Annotated in this window: 16 protein-coding genes; 4 read left to right on the top strand and 12 right to left on the bottom strand. The window is 27.4% G+C overall.

Going from position 1 to position 17,698, the window contains the following annotated elements:
* Positions 1–36 precede the first annotated feature (36 nt).
* Positions 37–693: a DUF1292 domain-containing protein gene (locus OW729_RS03855; RefSeq protein ID WP_268060132.1), complete on the top strand. Its 657-nt coding sequence runs from the start codon at positions 37–39 to the stop codon at positions 691–693.
* Between the two features lie 161 nt (positions 694–854).
* Complete coding sequence (locus OW729_RS03850; protein ID WP_268060131.1) at positions 855–1,460, top strand: hypothetical protein; 606 nt, start codon at positions 855–857, stop codon at positions 1,458–1,460.
* Positions 1,461–1,622: 162 nt separating this feature from the next.
* On the opposite strand, the gene OW729_RS03845 is transcribed toward OW729_RS03850, so the two are convergent.
* Positions 1,623–2,318, bottom strand: a complete 696-nt coding sequence (locus OW729_RS03845; RefSeq protein ID WP_268060130.1) for a DUF4878 domain-containing protein — start codon at positions 2,316–2,318, stop codon at positions 1,623–1,625.
* Between the two features lie 140 nt (positions 2,319–2,458).
* Complete coding sequence (locus OW729_RS03840; RefSeq protein ID WP_268060129.1) at positions 2,459–2,908, bottom strand: GNAT family N-acetyltransferase; 450 nt, start codon at positions 2,906–2,908, stop codon at positions 2,459–2,461.
* A 249-nt stretch (positions 2,909–3,157) separates the two neighbouring features.
* On the opposite strand from OW729_RS03840, the gene cooS reads away from it, so the two are divergent.
* Positions 3,158–5,074, top strand: coding sequence for an anaerobic carbon-monoxide dehydrogenase catalytic subunit (gene cooS, locus OW729_RS03835; RefSeq protein ID WP_268060128.1), 1,917 nt, complete (start codon positions 3,158–3,160; stop codon positions 5,072–5,074).
* Positions 5,075–5,140: 66 nt separating this feature from the next.
* Here cooS and OW729_RS03830 read toward each other — a convergent pair whose 3' ends face one another.
* The 3 genes from OW729_RS03830 to OW729_RS03820 form a co-directional block, all read right to left on the bottom strand.
* Positions 5,141–5,338 (bottom strand): cold-shock protein, encoded by a 198-nt coding sequence (locus OW729_RS03830; RefSeq protein ID WP_308152259.1) that lies wholly within the window; start codon positions 5,336–5,338, stop codon positions 5,141–5,143.
* A gap of 405 nt (positions 5,339–5,743) precedes the next feature.
* Positions 5,744–7,141 (bottom strand): alginate O-acetyltransferase AlgX-related protein, encoded by a 1,398-nt coding sequence (locus OW729_RS03825; protein WP_268060127.1) that lies wholly within the window; start codon positions 7,139–7,141, stop codon positions 5,744–5,746.
* 14 nt (positions 7,142–7,155) lie between these two features.
* The gene (locus OW729_RS03820; RefSeq protein ID WP_268060126.1) at positions 7,156–8,571 is read right to left on the bottom strand and encodes an MBOAT family O-acyltransferase; all 1,416 of its coding nucleotides are present in this window, start codon (positions 8,569–8,571) and stop codon (positions 7,156–7,158) included.
* A 636-nt stretch (positions 8,572–9,207) separates the two neighbouring features.
* Here OW729_RS03820 and OW729_RS03815 point away from each other — a divergent pair.
* Positions 9,208–10,317, top strand: coding sequence for a DEAD/DEAH box helicase (locus OW729_RS03815; RefSeq protein WP_268060125.1), 1,110 nt, complete (start codon positions 9,208–9,210; stop codon positions 10,315–10,317).
* A gap of 89 nt (positions 10,318–10,406) precedes the next feature.
* Here the strand turns inward: OW729_RS03815 and OW729_RS03810 are convergent, their stop codons facing one another.
* From OW729_RS03810 to OW729_RS03780, 7 genes are all read right to left on the bottom strand, one after another.
* Entirely contained in the window at positions 10,407–10,637 is a 231-nt protein-coding gene (locus OW729_RS03810) for a DUF2164 domain-containing protein (RefSeq protein WP_268060124.1), read from the bottom strand.
* Between the two features lie 445 nt (positions 10,638–11,082).
* Positions 11,083–11,409 carry a hypothetical protein gene (locus OW729_RS03805; RefSeq protein WP_268060123.1) on the bottom strand — a complete coding sequence of 109 codons (327 nt, stop codon included), beginning with the start codon at positions 11,407–11,409 and terminating at the stop codon, positions 11,083–11,085.
* Between the two features lie 105 nt (positions 11,410–11,514).
* Positions 11,515–12,630: a LolA family protein gene (locus OW729_RS03800; RefSeq protein ID WP_268060122.1), complete on the bottom strand. Its 1,116-nt coding sequence runs from the start codon at positions 12,628–12,630 to the stop codon at positions 11,515–11,517.
* 154 nt (positions 12,631–12,784) lie between these two features.
* Positions 12,785–14,242 (bottom strand): sensor histidine kinase, encoded by a 1,458-nt coding sequence (locus OW729_RS03795; RefSeq protein WP_268060121.1) that lies wholly within the window; start codon positions 14,240–14,242, stop codon positions 12,785–12,787.
* A complete protein-coding gene (locus OW729_RS03790) occupies positions 14,239–14,943 on the bottom strand; it encodes a response regulator transcription factor (protein WP_268060120.1) in 705 nt (234 codons plus the stop codon). The genes OW729_RS03795 and OW729_RS03790 overlap by 4 nt, the downstream gene beginning before the upstream one ends.
* A 367-nt stretch (positions 14,944–15,310) precedes the next feature.
* Positions 15,311–16,552, bottom strand: coding sequence for an MFS transporter (locus OW729_RS03785; RefSeq protein ID WP_268060119.1), 1,242 nt, complete (start codon positions 16,550–16,552; stop codon positions 15,311–15,313).
* A gap of 361 nt (positions 16,553–16,913) precedes the next feature.
* On the bottom strand, positions 16,914–17,471 hold the full coding sequence (locus OW729_RS03780; RefSeq protein ID WP_268060118.1) for a hypothetical protein: 558 nt from the start codon (positions 17,469–17,471) through the stop codon (positions 16,914–16,916).
* Positions 17,472–17,698: the final 227 nt, after the last annotated feature.

Genomic DNA, 17,698 nt, shown 5'->3' with positions numbered 1-17,698 from the left:
TTATAAAATACATTATCAACATGTGGGGGATACTTAATGAATAAAATTAAGGACTATACGGAAAACGAAAAGAATACATTTGGAAAAATATATACGGAAATTATGGACGCTACTATTGAAATAGAAGATTATCTTTCAAAAGAATACTTATATAGAAGAAAATATGTAAAAAAATCTAATATTTTAAAAGAATATATAAACCTTATAAATGAAGTAGATAACTTAGTTGACGGCAAGGGAATTCTTGAACTTTTTAAAAATGATGAAAAATACAAAAAAGTACTAGAAGCTTATAAACAAAAAAACAAAATTGATTTAAATCAACTAGAAAACTGTACTAAATGTGCTTGTTTAAAATGTCCTAATGAATGTAGATTTGACCCATGCCTTACATGTAGACAAGACTCTATAATAAAGTATTGTGATCATAAAAAAATAAATATGAGTACTTTTAAAAATTTCACATTAACCCTTACCAATAACGATACAGAAGAAGATAATACATATAAGGTGTTATCCATAATTCAAAACTTAGAAATAAAACAAAAATATATAATCATTGAAAATGTTTATGACAAAGATGATAAGTATATCTTATATTATTACCCTGGAATAAAAGAAGATACTTACGGTGAGATAACTGATGAAGAAGAATTTAATAGTGTAGTTTCTTTATATAAACAGAATTCTTAGCTTTAGATAGAGTTTTTACTCCCTCTAGAGCTTAAAAATCATTATACAGGAACGTTAGCCGCTCTTTATTTTATTCTCACTTTGAAAAAGATAGGAATATTACATCGGATAAATTACATTGTTAATAATAAAAGATATCTTAATTTTAAGGAGACTTAAATATGAATAATAAAATAGATAAAATATTTTTAGTTTTTGCACTTATATTCACATTTTTAATATCTGGACTTTTTAGCATTGATACAACATATGCTAAATCTAAAAGTTCTAAATCAAGTTATTCAAAGCACTCTAGCTCTAATTCAGGATTTAAAAGTAGTAGCTTTTCTTCAAAAAATAGTTCAAAATCAAGTTCTAATACTGTTAAATCTAGTTCTACTACCAGTAAACCTTCCTCATCATCAGATTTTAAAAGTGGTAATTTTTCTTCAAGTAGTAGCTCAAAATCAAATTCAAGTACTGTTAAACCTAATACTACTAACAAACCTACTACATCAACACCTAAAAGTAGTGCTCCAACAAAAAATAAAAAACAAAATATTCCTAATCGTACTAAACCTAGAACTACCCGAAAATTAAATAAAAGTACTTCAAAAAGCACACCTGTTGTAGTACCCATATCAGATACACCAAAATCAGAAAAAGTTAATGTTGAAAATTCTAGTAGTGGTAGTGATGATATTGGTTTTCCTCATGTATTGTTCTTTATTTCATCAATCGCCTTTGTCATATTGGGTATAAGAAAGTTAATAAAAAAGAAAAAATAAATTGATAATTAATATAACTGTAGATATCACTAAAAAGAGTATATCAGAAATTGTTATTAAATAATAATTTCTGATATACTCTTTTTATAAATAGCTCTGTTTTAAAAAATGTAGGCAATAACATTCTTTTAAAACAGAACCTATTGTTAAAACTAACAAATACTACTTTTTCATACTTTTTTCTAATTCACCAAAAACTTTTCCTAAATCACCTGTTAAAGCATTAAAAAGCTCATCATTTCCTACTATTAACCACATTTTTTTCTCTTTATCTTTCAATAACTCAATATCTATTTCGCTAGTACTCATTGAAACTTCAGAGTCTTTAAGGCTATTTAATAAACGTTCCATTGTCATACTTTCTATTTTTTTATCATCTTGCTTTCCACTTATTGCTTGTGAAAAGATAGTTGGCAATAAATCCCCAATTATATTTGCTGTTATTTTGCTTAAATTTGGTGCTGTAATCTTTACCCTTACTTTAGCACTGTTCCCATCTACCTTGGTTGAAATAACTTCATATTTTAATTTAGAAGTAAACTCCTTCATTACCTCTTCTTCATATTTATTTTCAAACTTGGGTTTATTATTCTTATTTGTAGACTTTGCCTCATCACTTGATTCTCTAATATAAGTTGCTGCTTTCTTAGTATCTTGTTTTTTAAGGCAATCAAAATAAGCTTTTACACTTTCTTGAGGTTTAGAAGACTTACTAAAAAAAGATAATGCATTAGTTGCTATAGCTTTAGGATTTGTGTCAAACTTTACACAGTAAAAACCTAATCCCGTTCCTAACATAAAACAAACTATAAATAATAATACAAAAAATATTGCTAACATTTTATTTGATCTATTCACACACTCAACCCCTCACCTCTTGTTTGTCTATATAATTATACTATTTTGTGAAAACCTTGTCAAAATGTACAATATATGGGGTTATTTGTGATTAAATACGTTCTTTGTATATTAATCTATTAATTAAATATAATTTTTTATTATTCATTATCTAAATTTTTTGTCATCAACGTTAATGTATCAGGTAATTCATATCCATTGTTTTTGTAAAATTTTTCTGTTTCTCCACCTTTAAGTGTCCAAAAATGAATAAATTTTACACCTAAAGTTTTTAATTCTTCCTCTAAATGTTTTAATAACTTACTTCCAATGCCTTGTTTTTGAATATTGGTATCTACAAAAAAATCTTTAATATAATATTGAGTTCCTTCATACCATTGTTCACAATTTCCCATAATAACACCTACTATGTTACCATCTTTCTCATAAATCCACCCTTTAAAATTAGGAGTTTTGTATGTCTCCTCTAATCTTTTAAAAGCAGTTTCAAAAGTCCATTTTTCATTCCATGGCTCTTTATTAAAAGTTGACATTAATAGTTTAGCACTTTCTTTTAAAGAATTTTCTTTAAACAGTTTAATTCTATCCATATATTCCTCCATATTTCATTTTATTAACCTCTATTAATTAAAATAATGGATGATGCACCTTTCCTTGAACAGACCATTTAACAACTTTTTCTTTGTTTGTCTTTAACATACTTACTACCTCTTTTCCATTTATAAGAATTTAAATATTAACCATTTAAAGCCATTACTCTTTAGATTTCATTATAATACATATTTATACTGATATGTGTGAAAACTTAATATAGCAAACTAAAAAGAGGTGATTATTTAATGAATGAAACTATATTAGAAAAAGCTGAGGGCCGTGTAAGCTATCATGACTCAGTTGAAGAGATGTTAAAACGTATAAGAGAAGATGGGATGTCTAATGTGTTTGACAGATGGGCAGCCCAAGAAAAAATTCGCTGTAAATTTTGCCTTCAAGGTTTAAGTTGTCAGCTATGTTCTCAAGGTCCATGTAGAATAAATGAGAAAGGAGATCAAGATAAAGGAGTTTGTGGAATTGGCCCAGATGCCATGGCAATGCGAAACTTCTTATTAAAAAACATAATGGGTGCAGGTACATATAGCCATCACGCATATGAAGCTTTTCGTACATTAAAAGCAACAGCAGAGGGAAAAACTCCTTTTTCAATTAAAGATGTAAATAAGTTGAAATGGATGTGTGAAAAATTAGGGATTGATACAAATCAAGATACAAATAAAATGGCTATACAATTAGCAGATTTATTAGAAGAACAGCAAAAAATTGATTCAGAAGATAAAAACCTTATGGTGGAAGTATTTGCTCCTAAAAAAAGAAAAGAGCTTTGGAGAAAATTAAACATTTATCCTGCTGGTACTGTTCATGAAGAACAAAATTGTGTAGCTAGTTGTTTGACAAATGTAGATGGAAGTTACGTATCTTTAGCAGCAAAAGCTTTACGCTTAGGTATTGCTACTATATACAATTCACAAATTGGACTTGAAATGACACAAGATATCTTGTTTGGAACACCTATGCCTCATGAAGTAAATGTAGATTTAGGTATTATGGATCCTGAATACGTAAATATAGTATTTAATGGTCATCAACCTTGGGGTGGTGTTGCAACAATACAAAAAGCTAAAATGACTGAAATTCAGGAAAAAGCACGAGCAGCAGGAGCAAAAGGGCTTAGAGTAGTAGGTTCTATTGAAACAGGTCAAGAATTACTACAAAGGTTTGAAGTAGATGATGTTTTTGTAGGTTTAATGGGAAATTGGTTATCTATAGAACCACTTTTAGCGACAGGTACTGTTGACGTTATGGCAATGGAAGAAAATTGTTCTCCACCTGCTATAGATCATTATGCAGAAAAATATCAAGCAACTTTGGTAAGTATAAGTACTATTATAGATCTCCCTGGTTTGCAACATAAAATTCCATACTATCCTGAAAAAGTTGATGCTATGGCTGATAAATTAATTGATTTAGCTATAGAAAACTTTAAAAAACGTAAAGATAATGTTAAACCTATGGTTCCTAAAATAATTCAAAAAGCTATTGCAGGCTTCTCTACCGAAGCAGTTTTAGGTGCACTTGGAAATAAACTTGATCCATTAGTAGATGTAATTGCTGCTGGAAAAATTAAAGGAGTAGTAGCTTTAGCCAATTGTTCAACTTTGAGAAATGGACCACAGGATTGGAACACAGTAAATCTTACAAGAGAATTAATAAAAAAAGATATACTTGTTGTTTCTGGTGGTTGTGGAAACCATGCATTAGAAGTAGCTGGTCTTTGTACCTTAGAAGCAGCAAATAACTTAGCTGGAGAAGGCCTAAAAGAAGTCTGTAACCTTTTGAAAATACCTCCAGTATTAAGTTTTGGAACTTGTACAGATACAGGTAGAATATCAATGCTTGTAACAGCCCTTGCAGATCATTTAGATGTTGATGTATCTGATTTACCAATAGCAGTTACTGCTCCTGAATGGATGGAACAAAAAGCTACCATAGATGGAATATTTGCAGTAGCATATGGTGCATATACTCATCTATCACCAGTTCCATTTATGACTGGAGCACCTAAACTTGTAAAATTGTTAACTGAAGAAGTAGAAGGGATAACAGGAGGGAAAGTTGCCCTTGGAGATGACCCAATAGAAGTAGCAAATAATATAGAAGCACATATTATAGGTAAAAGAAAAAAAATGGGATTAAACTAAAGTTTAATTCTAAGATATAACAAAAACCTGAAGATAAATCTTCAGGTTTTAATTTTTCTAATAAAATTAGATTTCAGTTATGTTTGAAGCTTGAGGACCTTTAGCGCCATCAACGATTTCAAATGATACTTTTTGTCCTTCTTCTAAAGTTTTGAATCCTTCTTTTTGGATTTGTGAGAAGTGAGCGAATACGTCGTTTCCTTCTTCTGTAGTGATAAATCCAAATCCTTTTTCGCTGTTAAACCATTTAACTGTACCTGTCATAATTTCTTACCTCCGAAATTTTTATTCCTTTAATTCTTTGTAAAAATAAATCATTAATAAAAATTTCGAAATCTATATACTTAAGTTATTCTTAATTTTAGATAATTCGAAACATATTCATTTAACAAATCATTTACTTCTGAATTAAGGTTCTATTTAAGTATATCCTATATAAAAAATATTGCAAGTGTTTTTTTAAATTTTTTATTAATTATTTAGGCTCTGTTTTAAAAAATGTAATTCCCCTAGTTTAGTACTCCATATTTAAATTTTAAATATTTATGATAATCTTGTATTTAGAAAGCTCTATTATATATGTTATTTGATTGTTTTTAATGAAAGATTATAATATCATATTGGAGCTTTTCTATTTGTAAATTATACCAAACTAACTATCACAAGAGATTAATTTAAATTACAAGGGAGTTTTACAATTTTGCTTTCATTTTGAGAAATTAAGTATAAACTAAATTTATTTAAATTTTTTATTTCTGAAGTTGGTATAGAAAATTCAACGTATTGTTTTCCACTAACTTCCTTTACTTTGCAGTCTAATATTCTATTTGCAATATCAGCATAAGCATAAGATGCTTTCTCTCCTTCTATAGGAATTGAAAAGTTCATCAAATTAGTATCTGATTTTTTAAAAGTATTATTTTTTATATATGCAAATTTACTTTCTGGAAGATTAGAATACGCTTTAAATTCCTTATTATGAATAGTGTTTTCCATTTTATCTACAGGAAAATAATAATTTAAATGAGTATATTCCGTAGACTCAAACAAAACTATATCTGGATTAAAAATGTTTATATAATAATCATAATCAACTACATTATGATAATTATGTATTCTAACTAATTCTGAAAAACTTTCCGTAAGGAACTTGTCTCTTCCTTGAAAATAACTTCCAGCAAAAATAAGTATTTTAGGTGCATTTTTATTATTAGGATTTTTATAATGAGCAAAATATGTAAAATTCTTAGCCAGCTTAATCTCATCTTTAAAATCAGTAATAGGCACAGAATTGTCTTTTTTCAAATTATAGTGTGTAGTTTTTTCATTTATGCCGAAATATGAAACTGGAAGTGTTGTATTAGTATAATCTACAGCTTCAAATTTGTTAATATCAAATTTATTTATCCTTGAATCTAAATCATTTAATCTATCTAATATAGATGAAATTCCAACAATAGCTCCAGTTTCATTCCAATGATTAGCATCATATTTTTTATCAAAAACTTGTTTTGAGCTTTTAGCATTCATTAAAGCTTCTCCAGTATATAAATAATTAACATTTTTATCTTTAAGAAGATTTAAAAAATATTGAAGATTTTCATTGTTATAATTATATCCCTGTGGTAGGAACTCCGAGTATATTGTTGTTTTACTAGGTTCAGCAGCATATAAAAATTTTATTCCTCTATCCGTACAATAATTTTGAAAATTTAGTATAAAATCAGAATAAGCTTCTTGAAACTCTTTATCTGTTTTATTTTCTTTTAATTTAGGAAATATATATCCATCTTTTCCATATTGATAACTTGGATGCACCATTTCATCAAATAATATATCCATAGATTTAGTATATAAGTTAACCATTTCAGTTCTAAACCCTATACGATCTCCTATATAATTTTGTATATTTTGGGTAATACTCTCTCCTGAAAATATCTCTGAAAACTCAGTGAGTTTCCTATTATCTATACCTGAAGCTTGATTACTTTTCAAATTCATACTAAATATAGGAAATACAATTATAAATAGAAATAAAATCATTCTAAAAAAATGTATTTTTTTCATCTACTAACACCTCCTTAAAATTGAAAATAAATAAATGGACTATATGTTGAATTAACTATAAATACTATTGCAATAATAAATAAAATTCCAATAAACACTGTTTTTGCTATTTGAAATATTTTTTTATTTTGATGTAATTTTAATATGTTACTAACTACAGCAGTACTCCCTATGATTGACATGAATATCCAAAATGCTATTTTTTTATTAGCAAAATAGCTAAATTGGTATGTAATCGTTGTAGCTTTGTTTATTCCAAACATTATTGATAAATAATTTATTGCATCCATCAATCCATTAGCTCTAAATAGCACCCATCCTAGTGTAACAATAGACATAGTAATTGTTCTTCTGATAAAAGAAGGAGTTTTTATATACCATCTTTTTTTATTTATAATTTTCGAAATAATTACAAATACACCATTCCATATCCCCCATGCAATAAAATTCCATGAAGCTCCATGCCACAATCCTATAACTAAAAAAACAATAAACAAATTTAAATATGTATTACCTTTTCTATTTCCTCCTAATGGTATATAAAGATATTCTTTTAGCCAAGTAGATAAAGATATATGCCATCTTCTCCAAAATTCATCTATAGACTTTGATATATATGGATAATTGAAGTTTTCCCTAAATTTAAAACCAAAAAAATAACCCAGCCCAATAGCCATATCTGAATATCCTGAAAAATCAAAATATATTTGAAAAGTATAACAAATAGCTCCTAACCATGCTGTAGGCTGATCAATTCCTCCATTTGAAAGTGAAAATATTGTATCAACTGTCCTAGCTAAAGTATCAGCAATAATTACTTTTTTTGATAATCCTATAACAAATCTTTCAATACCATAACTAAAATACTCTACAGATTCTTCTCTTTTTCGTATTTGAGTATATATATCTTTATATTTTACAATAGGACCAGCTATTAATTGAGGGAAAAATGATATGTATAATGCAACAGAAAAAATATTTTTATTAACATTTGCATCATTTCTATATATATCAATTATGTATGACATACCCTGAAATGTAAAAAAAGAAATTCCTATAGGTAGTGCGATTTCCTTATATTGAAACGAACTATTGAAAATTCTATTAATATTTCTTATTGAAAAATCGTAATATTTGTAATAAAAAAGTAAGCTTAAATTTAATATTATACCTACTAATAGAATAATTCCTTTTAAGCGTTTTCTTTCTTTTGATTTGTCAATAAGTAATCCGAAGATATAATTTATCAGAATAGAACTACATAGCAAAGGTAAATATTCTATTCCTCCCCAGGCATAAAATATTAAACTTGCAAAAAGAGACACATAATTTTTTAAGGTCTTACCAGGGAAAATGTTTCCTATAGTATAATAAATCAACAAAATTAATGGTAGAAATATAAAAATAAATATTTGGGAACTGAATACCATGTTTTTCCTCCTTTATGTTAGAATACTGTAATTGATTAATGGCTATTATATCACGTAATTAAATACTTATTTCGACAAAAAACAAATATTTAATACAAAGTTTATAGAATTTTCATTTTTACTAAAATTATAAATATAAAATAACCCATAAGCTTCCAATTAGGAACTTATAGGTTGTTTCCATTAGTACTAAAGTTATTTTTTGCTCATTAAACAATGCATCAGCATTATCTTTACCTGTGTAGCCTTTTCAGCTATTACTATGAGTAATCTTTTATTATAAACTAATTTTTATAAGACTACTTAATTATCTATATTGGCAGAGGTAAATATATAATCAGTTAAATTATTTCTATTCTTTATGAAATCAGGTGTTATTTCTTAATAAATATCATCAATAATGACAAAACTTATAATAATAAAGTCTTTAAATATTTAAATATTTATGGTAATGTTGTGTTTAGAAAACACTAACATATATGTTTGCCTCAATTGATTATTGAGTTGTTTTTAATGAAATATTATTTTGGGGATTTCTTTCATGTAAATTATTTTCAAATAATTAACTAGCACAAAAGATAAAATTAACTTATTGTACATCCTAAAAATTAGTTTAATATAGAAAGGTAAATTAAAATGATTAATTTTAAAGAATTTGGACTTAGTGATGATATATTGAATATTCTAAAAAACCAGGGTATAACAAAACCAACACCTATTCAAGAACAGAGCATAACATTGATAAAAAACGGTAATGATGTAATAGCAGAAGCACAAACTGGGACTGGAAAAACACTTGCATTTTTACTTCCAATGTTTGAAAATATGTCTCCTAATATGAATATGGTTCAAGGTTTAATAGTAACTCCTACAAGAGAACTTGCTATTCAAATAACTGAAGAAGCTATGAAATTAAATAATGCTAAAGGGTTAAATATATTAGCTGCATATGGTGGCAAAGATATAGGATCTCAACTAAAAAAGTTACAAGGTAGTGTTCATCTTGTAATTGCTACTCCAGGCAGACTTCTAGATCATATTTCAAGAAATACAATCAACCTTAGTAATTTAAAAACATTAGTATTAGATGAAGCTGACCAAATGCTTTATATGGGCTTTAAAAATGAAGTTGAAAAAATTATAAAACATACATCTTCAAAGCGTCAGACTCTTTGTTTTTCAGCAACAATGAACTCTCAAGTTAAAAAACTTGCCTATAGGTATATGAATGATCCAAGAGTGGTAACTATAGAAAAAGAAGAAATAACTCTTAAAAACATTAATCAAGTTGTCATTGAAACTACTGATAGAAGGAAGCAAGATGACTTATGTAAAATTTTAGACAGAGATAATCCATTCATGGCCATTATTTTTTGTAGAACTAAAAGAAGAGTTGATAATCTTGAGATAGCTCTTTATCAAAAAGGCTACAATTGCCAAAAAATTCATAGTGATATACCTCAAGGTAAGCGTGAGAGAATAATGAAATCTTTTAAAAATACAGATATTCAATATTTGATAGCTACTGATGTAGCCGCAAGAGGACTGGACATAAGTGGAGTTAGTCACATATATAACTATGATATGCCTGAAAATACTGAGAGTTATATACATCGCATAGGTAGAACTGGGAGAGCTGGTGAAGAAGGATATGCTTACTTATTTGCAGCTCCTAAAGACAAAAGAACTTTAGATTTGATAGAAAGTGAAATTAAAATGAATATTCCTAGGATTAATATAGAATAAGCATCGAAAACTCGATGCTTTATTTTTATACCCTCACAAAAATGTAAAAATCATCCTGCGACTTTCTTTTGAAGTATTCATCCTACATTTTAATATTTTTGAAGACCTAAAACATCTTCTATTCTATCATTCATATATGCATAAACATCATAAATTCCTTGATTGTAAAATTCAGGAGCTATTTTTTCTATAATAAAATCTAATATTAATCCTGAAGCTAAATCTCCTAATTCCTCATCTCTTTCATTTTCAAAATAACTTTTAATTTCTAAAATCATGGCTTCTCTTTTTTCCTTACTTAATTTAATATTGTTATTCATGCTTTTCTCCTTATTCCCTTATAAATAATTTATGTTAATAAGTAAATATACATTATATTACACCCTAAAAAGATTATAACACAAAAAGACTTACCTTCTAAGTAAGCCCTCCTTTAATAATACTTTAAATCCATTCCCTTATTAATACAAAAGTTACCCATATAAACAGGATTCTTAGGAGTTTCACTCCTTAGAAACCGTTATCCAGGGTCGTGACATTCTTCGCTCTCGCTAAAGAAGCGGGAGTATTAGAATGGCTAGACATCGGATAAACAGGATTCTTAGGAGTTTTACTCCTTAGAAACCGTTATCCAGGGTCGTGACATTCTTCGCTCTCGCTAAAGAAGCGGGAGTATTAGAATGGCTAGACATCGGATAAACAGGATTCTTAGGAGTTTTACTCCTTAGAAACCGTTATCCAGGGTCGCGACATTCTTCGCTCTCGCTAAAGGAGCGGGAGTATTAGAATGGCTAGACATCGGATAAACATTGCAATAGAAAAAATCGATAAAAAAGAAACTTTGCCCTTTTTTATAATAAACTTATTTAAACCTACTATAGCTAAGGAAACTACCAATGGAACAACAGATATTCCGATTATCATTCCCATAAAGTAAGCAACCTTTTCTCCAAAAACATAAGAATCTCTAACACTTGATAACTCTTTAATTTTCACTGTTACAGTTATATAAGATATTGCAATAAGGCAAATAGAAAGCATTTTTTTCTTTAATAATTTTGAATTATTGGTTTTATTACTTAGTTCTAGCACTGCTGTATTTTCTCCCTTCAGATTAGTACTTTTATCTTGTCTCACCAATCATAAAAATTATATCACAGTATGCTTTCTATTTACAAAATTATTCATTATAATTTTCTAAGGCATAATTTTCATATTTTCAATTACTTTTTTAGCTTCATCAAAAGTCATATTTGGATCTTCAATCATAAATGAATAACTTACTCCATTCTCACTCCAAGTTATTAATTTTATTACATCATCTAAAAACATACCTTTTTTCCCTCTTATTGTTATATCCTTTTCTCCTTGTAATTTGGCATTGTCTTTTTTATCTTTTTCATTTAATTTCTGCTCTTTTCTAATACTTAAATTAAATGACTTTTTATTGTTTTTATAATAATCTTGTATTATCTCATCTGTTACTATTTTACTTTCATACATTTGAAGATTCATTTCTTTTAAGTCATACCCTGATGTTTTTTCAACATAAAGAATTGGTTTTCCTATAAATTTTCTTGCTTCTGTTAAAGTTATTTTCTTTTTATTCTCTTTTGCTTTTTTATCTAGATCTTCAATTTTAACATTTGAAGGAAGATTTTGATTAAACAAGCTTTCATCAAATTTAGTTGAAAAATCAACTTTTGTATACTCTAATTGAATTTTTGAATTTCCGCTTTGAGATATAAGTTTCACTATAAACCAGTTTTTCTTATCCACCCAAATCTCAATAGTACCTATTATACTATCCTTTTGCTTTGGTGTTGCTTTTAAATGATATGCTTTCATACCATTAACGTCTTCTTCTCCTAAAGTAGACATCTCATGAGTATTTTTCATGCTTCCTAACATATCCATAGCTTGTTTTCTTTGAGAATTATCCGTAAGCCCCTTATTTTCTAACGCTTTACTGATTAAAGCCTTATTATCTTCTTGCATATATATAACAACTTTTTCTCCATTATTAGTAGTTACAGTTTTTCCTCTACTTTTACTAATAGTTTCTGAACGTCTTTTATATTTTCCTTGAGATAAGCTACTCCATTCTTTTATTTCACTTTCACTAGCGACTTTATCATTTTCAAAAACCAGAATTTTTCCTTCAGCATAATAAGAACTAGCTTTATCATTTACTTCCATTGCATTTGCAACAATTTCTTTTGGAAGAATACTAGTTTTCCCCATACTACACCCTGTAAACAACACCATACTTACTGTAAAACCACTTAATAATAATTTTAAACTCTTATTCATAATTATCAATCCACTCCTATTTGTTTTAATTTTGTTACACTTTAAGAAATTGGATAATCTCTCTTCCTCTATGTTTTGAGTTTATTCTAACCCTAGAAAAAAATTTTTGAAGCAGTGAACAATAAAATTTGCATGCAACTATATTGTTTTTAGATCATGCAATTTCTTTAGCCTTTCTTATATAACAAGCTATAATTGTGCCTTTGTCACCTTCTGACAAAATTTTAATTTTACCTTCATGTTTTTCTATTATTAGCTTAACAATACTCAACCCTAAACCTGTACTGCCCTTTCTTTGTTCATTTCTAGAATCATCAAGCTTATAGAAAGGTTCAAATATCTTATCTATATTTTCTTTTGATATTTTATCTCCCTCATTTTTCACTATAAAAACCACACCATCTTTTCTAAACTCATTTAATTCTAATTTAAAATCATCATCAACCCATAAAGGCAATTGGAACTCTTCTGAATACGCCCCAAGATATATATTTTTGCCCTTTGGTGTATACCTAATTGCATTAGATATAAGATTGTCCACAACTCTTACCATCTGCTTAACATCTACTTTATAAGTTCCTTCTACACAAATATCATATAGAAATTTTATTTCATTTTTTTCGCAAAGCTGATTATGCCCTGAAAAAAGCATTTCGAAAAATTCTTCTCCTTCTACATTAACTAAATTCATTTTATAATCTGTAGCTAATACTGTATACATAAGCAAATCATCAATCATATTTTTCATATAATCACATTTGCTTAATATAATTGATGTATCCTTATTCTTTTCTTCCTCTAATAAAGGACTTTGAGATTGTAACAATTCTGTATATGCTCTTATTGCAGTAAGAGGAGTTTTTAAATCATGAGAAATTGCAGCTATCATGTATTCTTTAGCTTTCTGTTCTTTTGTGACCTGTTTTCTTTTTTCTTCAATCTCATCCTTCATTCTATTAAAATGTTCTATGAGTTCTCCTATTTCATCTTTAACATTATATTGAATCTGTATCTCTTCTCCTGCTGCAAACTTTCCCATTACATTAATAAGAGAACTTAAAGGTTTATTTACTTTTTTATTGATAATTTTAATAACAGATATTAAAACTATTACAAATATGGCTACAAACAAAATACATCCTAAAATAGTTCTATTATTAACCCCTTCAATCCATTTTGTACGAGCTACTATAATTTCATAAAAACCAACAATATCATTGTTTTTAAATATAGGTTTTTTTATACTGTCTGCCTTATAACCATGTTTTAATTCATAAAGACCAGAGTACAATCGTTCCTTTACTTCATAAAAAAACATATCATCTTTAATTGAAGAATATATTTTTAGTCCATCCTTATCATATAAAGTAATCTCTACTTTATTTTTATCTTTTTCATTCACTAAATTATGTTCTTTAGATGATATTACATATAATTTTGGATCTTGAAGACGTTTTTCATACTTATCAAAAATAGTTAGATTATCTACATAATCATTTACTTCAACTTTAGTATTATAATTCACTATCCATTGATAAATAAAAAATGCTGCAAGCATAGGGATCATCATGACAAAAATATAAGAAACGGTTAGCCATTTTTTAATCTTCATATTATTTTTTCTCCAATAAATCTGTATCCTGTTCCCCATACTGTTTCAATGTATTTAGGGTTTTTAATACTATCCCTAAGCTTTTCTCTAATCTCTTTTATATGAACTGTTACAGTGTTATTCCCATTAATATCTTTTTCATTCCACACATTTTCATAAATTTCTTTTTTAGTAAATGCCCTATTAGGATTTACAATCATTAACATTAAAAGTTCCCACTCTTTTAATGTTAAACGAATTTTCTCTCCGTCTATTTCCAAATCCTTTTTATCCTTATATATCCTTAGACCTCCTTTATACTCTAATACACCCTCATCAATTTCTGAATTTTTGTATCTTCTATACCTTCTTAAATGAGATTCAATTCTTGCTTTAAGCTCTACAAGACTAAAAGGCTTTGTCAAATAATCATCAGCACCCAATTCCAACCCTTTTACCTTATCTAAATCACCATGTTTTGCACTTATAATTAAAAGGGGCACTTCACTCTTTAATCTTATATTTTTACATAATGTAAATCCGTCCATTTCTGGCATCATAATATCTATCAATAGTAAATCAAATTTCCCCCTATAAAATTCATCAAGTCCTTCTTTGCCAGTAGATGCCCATATAACTTCATATTTATCCATTTCAAGGTATTCTTTTATAGCTTCAGCAATTTCTTCATCATCTTCCACTACTAATATCTTTTCTTTCATAGTAAGGTACCTCCTACAATTTTTATTATAATTGTTATATTATTTTATTTGTAAAACTTAATAATTTCTTTATAAGTCTAATAAACAGGGTTCTTGGTTTCAGATAGCGTTTTTACTACATCTGAAAGTTACTAACAGAATTCTTAGGAGTTTTACTCCTTAAAATTCGTTATCCTTTAGAGAAAACCTTTATTCGGGTTCTAACCATTCTTTACTCCCTTTACTCCTATTTTAAAAAATAAGATTATTATAATTGTTAGATATCAAATAAATAAAGTTCTAAACTTAAAATAAATTTCAACTTTATTTTAAGCTTAGAACTTGTTATAAAACAATATAATAATATGAAATACTTAAATTTGATAAATTAACTCATTTCAATATTTGTTTCATGTTTCTTTAAAACAAGCATAAACAATGCAAATGCCACCATTATACTCCCCACTATTTTCCATCCAATAACAATAGAGTAACTATTTAATACATATCCCATAACTACTGGTCCTAAAACATTTCCCATTCTCATAATCAAAGGAAGTATGGCATTCATTCTGCCTCTATGAGATGCTGGGGTATGATTTACAATAAAAGGTGTAGAACTTATTGTCACTATAACTTCCCCTATAGTAAATATAAATATTGAAATAAAAAAAGCTAACTTAGTATTTACAAATCCAAGCATTCCAAAACCTATGGCATATAAAACACCTCCATAAAACACTTTCATTATGTTTTTTACTTTAGATAAAAGTGATGTAATAATTGGAGTTAATGTTATTACTATAATTCCATTAAAACTTGCTAATTTACCATATAATTTTGCTCCTTCATTTACAAAACTTTTCTCAACATACATTGGATACATAAAGCTCCATTGAGCATAAACAAAACTATATCCGAACATAATCAATGCAAACCAAATTAATATAGGTCTTTTTGTTAACACTTGAAATATAGATCCTTCTACTCTTTTTTCTAACTCTCTTTCCTCTCCAATAATTTCATGAGTTTTATTTATTGTTTCCTTAATAAAAATAACTATTAATCCTGTTGCTATAAGTGCAGTAAGTGCATCTCCTATAAATAAAAGCTTCAAGTGATTCTCGAATAATAATCCTCCTATTATAGGTCCTACAGCAAATCCTAAATTAAACCCCATATAAGATAGCGAATATGCTCCATCTCTATTTTCTGGATTAGTCAAATCAGCTATTATTGCTGAATAAGCTGGATCTGCCATTCCCATAAATACACTAGCAATCATTATAAAAGGTATCATTTTCATAGATGTACCTACTAATGCAGCCATTATATAGCTTAGTGCCGCTAATGTATTTACAGTTACAATAATCTTTTTTCTTCCATAGGAATCTGCTAATTTTCCACCTATCATACCACTTGGTACAAATAAACTTCCACATAAAGTTATAAATAATCCAGCCTGAGAATTAGACATTCCAAGCTTTTTTGTAAAAATCAAAGTTAAAAGTGGAAAAACAAAAGCTCCCGATGCATTAATCATTCTTGCTACAAATAAAACATACATTTCTTTTGGCAATCCTAAATAAGGATTCAGTATTTTTCTTAAGTTCCTCGTTAACCTCTTCATAAGTTATTCCTTTCCCGTTACCTGTATAAAAGTAAATTTCTAAAATGTAAAAAACCAAACTATACTACCTATTTAAAGTTAAGTATAGTCTGGCTTTTTAAGTATAATTCTTATATAGACATTTATTTAATACATTAAAAAGCCACAGGCAAACCACCTGTGGCATAACATGTCAAATTATAAAAATATTTTTTAATACTTTTTATACAGGTCGTTTACATATAATTTTGTTTCATTTTGTTGTTTGTACTGAACTTTATTTTGTGATACTACATTATTTACTACCATTTAAACGACCTCCTTTTTAAATTTTCTTAATTTTATCATGGTTAAAAATTCATGTCAAGTAATTTTATAACATTCAAATTAATACACTTTCACATTTCTTTATAAATTTCATAATTTTAACTGCCAATATAATTGATGCTATTGCTAAAACAATAGCAAATAGGATTGCAATTAGTGGTATATGAATTAGTAATCCCAAAAATACAATTCCTATAGTTAAATATATATATTTTCTCCATAAATCTTCAGCTTCATCATATAAAAGTGTATTTTCTTGTTGATGACACATTTCTTTAACACCCATAAACAAATTATATACAATATATATTCCTATTATTAATACTATAATGCTAATTGGTATAATAAATTTTTCTAAAACTCCTAGTTTAATCAAACCAGCTCCTTTACCATTTGGAGGAGTTTGATATATAGTGAATATAGATAATATTACCATTATAATACTACAATTTCTTCCCTTTATAAAATAATTACTTTTTGAAGACAATTCCTTAAATCCTATAAAAAATAATAAATATCCTATTGGATCAGGTAAAATGTCAAATCCCGTTATTCTAAAATTAATCATTATAAATAAAAATCCCCAAAATATTTTTGTAAATCCGTTCTTCATAGCCATATTCCCCCTTAATAAAATTACTAATTACTTATTTTATTGTAATTATAAATTAAATATATATAGTAATTTTTATATTCTATAAACTCTATCTTTAAAAACTTCAAGTTAAAATTATTTGGATTTTTGATTCCATTTTTTATATTAATTATAAATTTAAGCATATTATACCATATATAATATGCTTAATGTAGCATGTTTTACGTAACATTTCTTTTAAATTA

The organism is Clostridium brassicae, from assembly GCF_026738875.1.
Taxonomy (GTDB): domain Bacteria; phylum Bacillota; class Clostridia; order Clostridiales; family Clostridiaceae; genus Clostridium_H; species Clostridium_H brassicae.
This window is presented reverse-complemented; position numbering and strand designations above follow the sequence as displayed.

Coding starts and splice junctions, on each gene's coding strand:
- OW729_RS03855 (WP_268060132.1), top strand. CDS start 37: ATGAATAAAATTAAGGACTATACGGAAAACGAAAAGAATACATTTGGA.
- OW729_RS03815 (WP_268060125.1), top strand. CDS start 9,208: ATGATTAATTTTAAAGAATTTGGACTTAGTGATGATATATTGAATATT.
- OW729_RS03800 (WP_268060122.1), bottom strand. CDS start 12,630: ATGAATAAGAGTTTAAAATTATTATTAAGTGGTTTTACAGTAAGTATG.
- OW729_RS03790 (WP_268060120.1), bottom strand. CDS start 14,943: ATGAAAGAAAAGATATTAGTAGTGGAAGATGATGAAGAAATTGCTGAA.
- OW729_RS03795 (WP_268060121.1), bottom strand. CDS start 14,242: ATGAAGATTAAAAAATGGCTAACCGTTTCTTATATTTTTGTCATGATG.
- OW729_RS03830 (WP_308152259.1), bottom strand. CDS start 5,338: ATGACAGGTACAGTTAAATGGTTTAACAGCGAAAAAGGATTTGGATTT.
- OW729_RS03810 (WP_268060124.1), bottom strand. CDS start 10,637: ATGAATAACAATATTAAATTAAGTAAGGAAAAAAGAGAAGCCATGATT.
- OW729_RS03825 (WP_268060127.1), bottom strand. CDS start 7,141: ATGAAAAAAATACATTTTTTTAGAATGATTTTATTTCTATTTATAATT.
- OW729_RS03820 (WP_268060126.1), bottom strand. CDS start 8,571: ATGGTATTCAGTTCCCAAATATTTATTTTTATATTTCTACCATTAATT.
- OW729_RS03850 (WP_268060131.1), top strand. CDS start 855: ATGAATAATAAAATAGATAAAATATTTTTAGTTTTTGCACTTATATTC.
- OW729_RS03780 (WP_268060118.1), bottom strand. CDS start 17,471: ATGAAGAACGGATTTACAAAAATATTTTGGGGATTTTTATTTATAATG.
- OW729_RS03785 (WP_268060119.1), bottom strand. CDS start 16,552: ATGAAGAGGTTAACGAGGAACTTAAGAAAAATACTGAATCCTTATTTA.
- OW729_RS03840 (WP_268060129.1), bottom strand. CDS start 2,908: ATGGATAGAATTAAACTGTTTAAAGAAAATTCTTTAAAAGAAAGTGCT.
- cooS (WP_268060128.1), top strand. CDS start 3,158: ATGAATGAAACTATATTAGAAAAAGCTGAGGGCCGTGTAAGCTATCAT.